Source organism: Pseudomonas fluorescens (genome assembly GCF_902497895.1).
Classification (GTDB): domain Bacteria; phylum Pseudomonadota; class Gammaproteobacteria; order Pseudomonadales; family Pseudomonadaceae; genus Aquipseudomonas; species Aquipseudomonas fluorescens_BP.
The window spans coordinates 43,491-49,755 of sequence record NZ_CABVHQ010000046.1 but is presented as its reverse complement, the minus strand read 5'-3'; the positions used below and the strand labels follow the sequence as shown (position 1 = coordinate 49,755).

General features: G+C 61.3%; 5 protein-coding genes. 3 read left to right on the top strand and 2 right to left on the bottom strand.

Annotated elements, in window-relative coordinates; genetic code table 11:
• Positions 1-437 precede the first annotated feature (437 nt).
• Both F8N21_RS21145 and F8N21_RS21140 read left to right on the top strand, forming a co-directional pair.
• Entirely contained in the window at positions 438-1,376 is a 939-nt protein-coding gene (locus tag F8N21_RS21145; RefSeq protein ID WP_150643957.1) for an aldo/keto reductase, read from the top strand.
• A 28-nt stretch (positions 1,377-1,404) separates the two neighbouring features.
• On the top strand, positions 1,405-2,694 hold the full coding sequence (locus F8N21_RS21140) for an NTP/NDP exchange transporter (RefSeq protein WP_150643956.1): 1,290 nt from the start codon (positions 1,405-1,407) through the stop codon (positions 2,692-2,694).
• A gap of 189 nt (positions 2,695-2,883) precedes the next feature.
• Here the strand turns inward: F8N21_RS21140 and F8N21_RS21135 are convergent, their stop codons facing one another.
• A complete protein-coding gene (locus F8N21_RS21135) occupies positions 2,884-3,810 on the bottom strand; it encodes a 2-hydroxyacid dehydrogenase (RefSeq protein WP_150643955.1) in 927 nt (308 codons plus the stop codon).
• A gap of 259 nt (positions 3,811-4,069) precedes the next feature.
• Positions 4,070-5,149, bottom strand: a complete 1,080-nt coding sequence (locus F8N21_RS21130) for a tartrate dehydrogenase (protein WP_150643954.1) — start codon at positions 5,147-5,149, stop codon at positions 4,070-4,072.
• A 108-nt stretch (positions 5,150-5,257) separates the two neighbouring features.
• Here F8N21_RS21130 and F8N21_RS21125 point away from each other — a divergent pair, with 108 nt between their 5' ends.
• The gene (locus tag F8N21_RS21125) at positions 5,258-6,154 is read left to right on the top strand and encodes a LysR family transcriptional regulator (protein ID WP_150643953.1); all 897 of its coding nucleotides are present in this window, start codon (positions 5,258-5,260) and stop codon (positions 6,152-6,154) included.
• Positions 6,155-6,265: the final 111 nt, after the last annotated feature.

Sequence of the window (6,265 nt, the reverse complement as noted above, 5' to 3'; positions counted from 1 at the left end):
GGGATTTGTGTGCATCCGCGATATCGCGGGTGTATGCGGGCGGCGGGATTTGTGTGCATCCGCGATATCGCGGGTGTATGCGGTCGGCGGGATTTGTGTGCATCCGCGATGTCGCGGGTGTATGCGGTCGGCGGGATTTGTGTGCATCCGCGATGTCGCGGGTGTATGCGGTCGGGCGGGATTTGTGTGCATCCGCGATGTCAGGGATATATTCGGTCGGTGTAGGAGCTGCCGAAGGCTGCGATCTTTTGACTTTGGCGCCAGTTCAGGCCACGAGTCGTCTGTTGGGAAGTGGCAGCATTTCCCGCGGCGACTAACCTGACGTATCAGGTTGTTTGCCAGAATCGCGCAGAGGGCTGGAATATCTGGTTGACCCTGGGGATTCCTCTACCTGGCTAGCAACCACTGAATCGCGTTCCGGTGGAAGGAGATCAAGCATGTATACACGTCGCCACTTCCTGGCTACCACCGCCACAGCGGGCCTCGGTTTACTCGCCGTTCATAGCGGCGCTTTCGCCCAAAGCACATCGAACGTTCAGTCACCGCCTGCAACGCCTTTGCTGACTCGCAAGATCCCCTCGACCGGTGAAGCGCTGCCAGTGATCGGCGCCGGTACCTCCGGAAGTTTCGAGGTCGAGGCGGGGTCGGCGCAGTACCAGCAGCTCAAACAGGTGCTGCAGGTGTTCTTCCAGCACGGAGCCCGGGTCATCGATACCTCGCCCAATTACGGTAGCGCCGATGCGGTGCTCGGCCAATTGCTGGAGGAGGGGGGCTGGCGTCAGAAGACTTTCCTGGCGACCAAGATTGCCGCGAACAGCCGCGCCGCAGCCGAAGAACAGTGGGCAGGCTCCTTGCAGAAACTGCACACCGACAAAGTCGATCTGCTGCAGATCCACAACCTGCGCGACTGGCAAGAGCAACTGCCCTATGCCCGCGAACTCAAGGCCCAGGGCAAAACCCGCTACATCGGCGTGACCCACTACACCGACAGCGGCCTGGCAGAACTGGAGAAGATCCTGCGCACTGAAAAGCTCGACTTCATCCAGATCCACTATTCAGTGAACTCGCCCAATGCCGCCAGAACTGTGTTGCCGCTGGCCCAGGACAAGGGGGTGGCGGTCCTGATCAACCGGGCTTTCGACGACGGTCGATTGTTCGCCAGGGTCAAGGACCTGGCATTGCCGGGCTGGGCAGCGGAGATGGGAATCAGCAGCTGGGCGCAGCTGTTCCTCAAGTTTGCCATCAGCCATCCGGCCGTGACCACGGTGATCCCCGCCACCAGCCGGCCCGAGCGCCAGCTCGATCAGCTCAAGGCTGGAACCGGCCCATTGCTCGGCGCCGGGCAACAGCAGCGTCTGATCCAGCAATTCGCCTGAGCGCCCGGGTCTCATGTCCGGGCCGGCAATGCGTAATCGCTTCAGTAGCCTGCTGGGCAAGGGTTTCAATGTCCGCGACGATGAGGGTGTCGCGGTGCATGGCGGGCTGGCCTTGTTCTTCCTGCTGTTTGCCGGTTACTTCATGCTGCGCCCCGTGCGCGAGACCATGGGTGTAGCGGGTGGGGTGGAGAACCTGCAATGGCTGTTCACCGGCACGTTCATCGCCACCCTGATGGCGCTGCCGCTGTTCGGCTGGCTGGCCTCACGGGTCGAGCGCCGACGCATCCTGCCCTGGACCTATGGCTTTCTGGCAAGCAACCTGCTGCTGTTTGCCGCGATCTTTGCCGTGCAACCGGATAATCTATGGGTCGCACGGGCATTCTATATCTGGCTGTCGGTGTTCAACCTGCTGGCCATTTCCCTGGCCTGGAGCGTACTGGCCGACCTGTTCTCCAACGAACAGGCCAAGCGCCTGTTCGGCCTGATGGCCGGTGGCGCCAGCCTGGGCGGGTTGATCGGGCCGATTCTGGGTGCAGTGCTGGTCGGGGTCATCGGCCACTCGGGTCTGGTGCTGCTGGCGGCACTGTTCCTGCTCGGCAGCATCGCTGCGGCGTTGTACCTGCAGCGCTGGCGTGATCGCCATCCATTGCCGGCGGAAGTCGAACACCCGCGGTCCAGGCCGCTGGGCGGCAATCCGTTTGCCGGCGCCACGGCGGTCCTGCGCTCGCCTTATCTACTGGGCATTGCGCTGTTCGTGGTGCTACTGGCCAGTGTCAGCACCTTCCTGTATTTCGAGCAGGCGCGGCTGGTGGCGCAGACCTTCACTGACCGCACGCGCCAGACCCAGGTGTTCGGACTGATCGATGCAGTGGTCCAGACCCTGGCGATCCTGACTCAGATCTTCCTCACCGGACGCATCGCGCAGAAGCTTGGCGTGGGGGTGTTGCTGGTGGCAGTACCGTTGGTCATGGCCCTCGGCTTTCTCTGGCTGGCGCTGGCACCGGTGTTCGCTGTGTTCGTGGTGGTCATGGTCATTCGCCGGGCCGGTGAGTACGCGCTGGTACGCCCAGGCAGGGAAATGCTCTACACCGTGCTGTTGCCGGAACAGAAATACAAGGCCAAGAACTTCATCGACACCGTGGTCTATCGCGGCGGCGATGCCGTCGCCGGCTGGGTCAAGCGCGGGCTGGATGTGCTGGTCGAGTATCCGCAACTGGCAATGTTGATCGGCGCGGTAATTGCCTTGCTGTGGGCTGCATCGGGAGGCTGGCTCGGACGCAGGCGGCGTGAGCTGGAGCGGGACGTTCCGGCACCGTAGCAGCTGCCGAGCTGCGCGAGGCTGCGTTCGGCTGCGAAGCAGCCGTAAAACCTGTGATCGCGATTTAACCGAACGACCGCATGCATCGGACTACGACCGCTTCGTCCGAACGCGGCCCGGGCCGAACGCAGCCTCGCAGGCTCGGCAGCTGCTACGGGAGCCAGACCCAAAAGATGTGTACACATGATCTCAGTAGCCATCGCTGCGCTTGATGGTGCCAACCATAGGTTCGCCACGCTGATGACGCCTGATATTGGCCAGCAAGACCTCAAAGGCGGTTTCCGGCTGGGTCATTGCCCCGATGTGCGGGGTCAGCCAGATACGCGGATGTTGCCAGAACGGATGGTCGGCCGCTGGTGGTTCGTCATTCAGCACGTCGAGCACGGCATGCTGCAGGTGGCCGCTGTCCAGCGCCTGGAGCAGGTCGGTTTCGATCAGGTGACCGCCACGGCCAAGATTGATCAGCTTGGCGCCAGGGGGAAGTGCCGCGAAGGTCGAAGCATTGAGAATGCCACGGGTGTCTTCCGTCAGCGGCAACAGGCAGATCAGGATGTCGCATTGATTCAGAAACTGCGGCAGCTGTTCGGTCCCTGCGAAACACTCCACCGCATCGATCCGCTTCGCGGAACGGGCCCAGCCCTTGAGGCTGAAACCGAAGGTTTGCAAACGATCCAGCACGGCAATCCCCAGATTGCCCAGCCCCATGACACCGACACGTTGCTGCGGCGCCGAGACCCAAGGCTGGATCTGCCACTGCTGCTGGTGCTGCTGAGCCAGGTACTCGGGCATTTTTCGATGCAACGCCAGCACCGCAAAACAGGCGTACTCGACAATGGCCTGGACGATGCCGGGGTCGAGCATGCGCACGACCTCGACCTGAGGTGGCAGGCAGCGCAGATCGAATTGATCGACACCCGCGGAAGTCGCGAATATTGCTTGCAGATTCGGCAACAGCAGGTGCACGTCCGGTGGCGGCTGCCAGGTCGCCAGGTAGCGGACTTCGTCGGGGTCGCCGAGGTCCGGCCAGAACCGGACGTCAATGTCCGGCGCGTGACGCTGGAACAGGTTTTTCCAGGCCAGCCCGCGCTCGGTATCGACTTTGAAAAGCAGTGTCATGAGGCCTCGCAAGCAACGGGATGAGCCAGCATCAGGATGACCGGTCGCCGCGCCACAATCTCCCGTAAAGCTGGCGCGAAACGGAAGATTGCGCGGTGAGCCTAGTGGCCTGTGTGGCTAGTTCTGTTAGTCAACTTCGTTGCCGAGCCCATATCCTGCGTTGCTGTTCCTCGCCATAGCGGGCTATGACTCGTCACAGCGCCTTGGCTATGGACTTCTGGCATCCGAATTTGAACTAACGAACTAGCCACACAGGCCACTAGCAGATCGCCGCGATCGCCTTGCCCAGCGCTTCGGTATTCCCGGTGCCGCCGATGTCGGCCGTCAGCGGCGCCGCTTCAGGGCCCATGGCCAATACAGTTTCGATGGCGGCAAGAACGGCAGCGCCCGCTTCGGGATGCCCCAGGTGCTCAAGCATCATTGCGCCGCACCAGATCTGTCCGATCGGGTTGGCGATGCCTTTGCCGGCGATGTCCGGTGCTGAACCGTGAACCGGTTCGAACAGACTCGGGAAGTTGCGCTCCGGGTTGATGTTGGCCGAAGGGGCGATACCGATGGTGCCGGTGCAGGCCGGGCCGAGGTCGGACAGGATGTCGCCGAACAGATTGCTCGCCACCACCACGTCGAACCAGTCCGGGTGCAGGACGAAGTTTGCGGTGAGGATGTCGATGTGGAACTTGTCGACCTTGACGTCCGGGAAGCGCTTGCCCATTTCGACCACCCGTTCGTCCCAGTAAGGCATGGTGATAGCTATGCCGTTGGATTTGGTCGCGGAAGTCAGGTGTTTTTTCGGCCGGCTCTGGGCCAGTTCGTAGGCGAACTTGAGGATGCGATCAACACCGATGCGGGTCATCACGGTTTCCTGCAACACGATCTCGCGCTCGGTGCCGGGGAACATTTTTCCGCCGACGCTCGAGTACTCGCCCTCGGTGTTTTCCCGCACGACGTAGAAGTCGATATCACCGGGCTTGCGATTGGCCAGCGGGGTTTTCACTCCGGGCATCAAGCGGCAGGGGCGCAGGTTGACGTATTGGTCGAGTTCGCGACGGAACTGCAACAGCGAATCCCACAGGGAAATGTGATCCGGCACCACGTCCGGCCAGCCGACCGCGCCGAAGTAGATAGCGTCGTAGCCCTTGAGGATCTCGAACCAGTCATCCGGCATCATCTTGCCGTGTTCGACGTAGTAGTCGGCACTTGCGAAATCGAACCAGTCCCAGTGCAGTTCCAGGTGGTGGGTCCTGGCGATGGCGTCCATCACGCGCACGCCTTCGGGCATGACTTCCTTGCCGATGCCGTCACCGGGGATCACCGCGATTTTGTAGCCGGGCTTGCTCATGATGGGACTCCTGGGGGTTGATAGGACGATGGCTTCAGTGTATTTGGTTGCTGGTGACGCACAATTGGCTGTTCTGGAAAACCATTCTTGAAAAAATGGAAAGAATAGATGTCCACCATCGATGACCTGACGTTCTTTCAGCATGTGGCGACTCGCGGCAGCCTGACGGCCGTCGCACGTGAACTGGGTCTGTCATTGCCGGCGGTCAGCAAACGCCTGACTCAACTCGAGCAACGCCTCGGGGTGTTGCTGGTGCAACGCACGACACGGCGCCTGACCCTGACCAGCGAAGGCATGCTGTATATGGAAGGCGGGCAACCGATCCTGCAGCAACTGGAGGAACTGGAAAGCGCCCTGAGCAATCGCCAAACGACGTTGCGCGGGCGCTTGCGCATCAATGGAACCCTGGGCTTCGGCCGGCGGCATCTGGCGCCGGTGGTGTCGAGTTTTGCGTTTCTGCACCCGGAACTGGAAATTTCCCTGGAGCTGAGCAGCCAGCCAGTCAATCTGCTGGACCAGGATTTCGACATGGCGATTTGCCTGGGCGAGCCTCCCGACTCGCGGTTGATTGCCGTGCACTTGCTCGACAATCCACGGATCCTCTGTGCCGCTCCCAGCTACCTGGAACGAGCCGGCGAGCCACAAAGTGTCGAAGACCTGGCCAACCATAACTGCATCGTCCTGCGGCAACTGGGCAGTGACTATGCGCTCTGGCGCTTCCATAAGGACGGCCGCGAGTTTTCCCAGAAAGTCCGCGGCAGTCTCTCCAGCAACCATGGTGAGGTCGCGGTGCAACTGGCCCTGGAGGGGCATGGTCTGATCATGCGCTCGTACTGGGATGTGCGTGAGCATTTGGCCAGCGGGCAACTGGTGGCGCTGCTGACCGACTACCAGATGCCGAATGCGGACATCCATGCGCTATACCAGCATCGTCGGCATATCGCCCAGCGGATCTCGACCTTCGCCCGCTATCTGGCAAACGAGTTGAGCCAGCGTCTGCCTTGAAGCACATCGGGCATTAGTGCTTGGCGAGTTGGCAAAAACAGTAGCTTATGCCCCCGCAGGTGGTAAAAACGGAACATTGCGCGAGAAGCATGGGGTGATAATTTTTTCGAC

Excerpts from the sequence above, each read along its gene's own strand:
- F8N21_RS21145 (WP_150643957.1), top strand. The coding sequence starts at position 438 with ATGTATACACGTCGCCACTTCCTGGCTACCACCGCCACAGCGGGCCTC.
- F8N21_RS21140 (WP_150643956.1), top strand. The coding sequence starts at position 1,405 with ATGCGTAATCGCTTCAGTAGCCTGCTGGGCAAGGGTTTCAATGTCCGC.
- F8N21_RS21135 (WP_150643955.1), bottom strand. The coding sequence starts at position 3,810 with ATGACACTGCTTTTCAAAGTCGATACCGAGCGCGGGCTGGCCTGGAAA.
- F8N21_RS21130 (WP_150643954.1), bottom strand. The coding sequence starts at position 5,149 with ATGAGCAAGCCCGGCTACAAAATCGCGGTGATCCCCGGTGACGGCATC.
- F8N21_RS21125 (WP_150643953.1), top strand. The coding sequence starts at position 5,258 with ATGTCCACCATCGATGACCTGACGTTCTTTCAGCATGTGGCGACTCGC.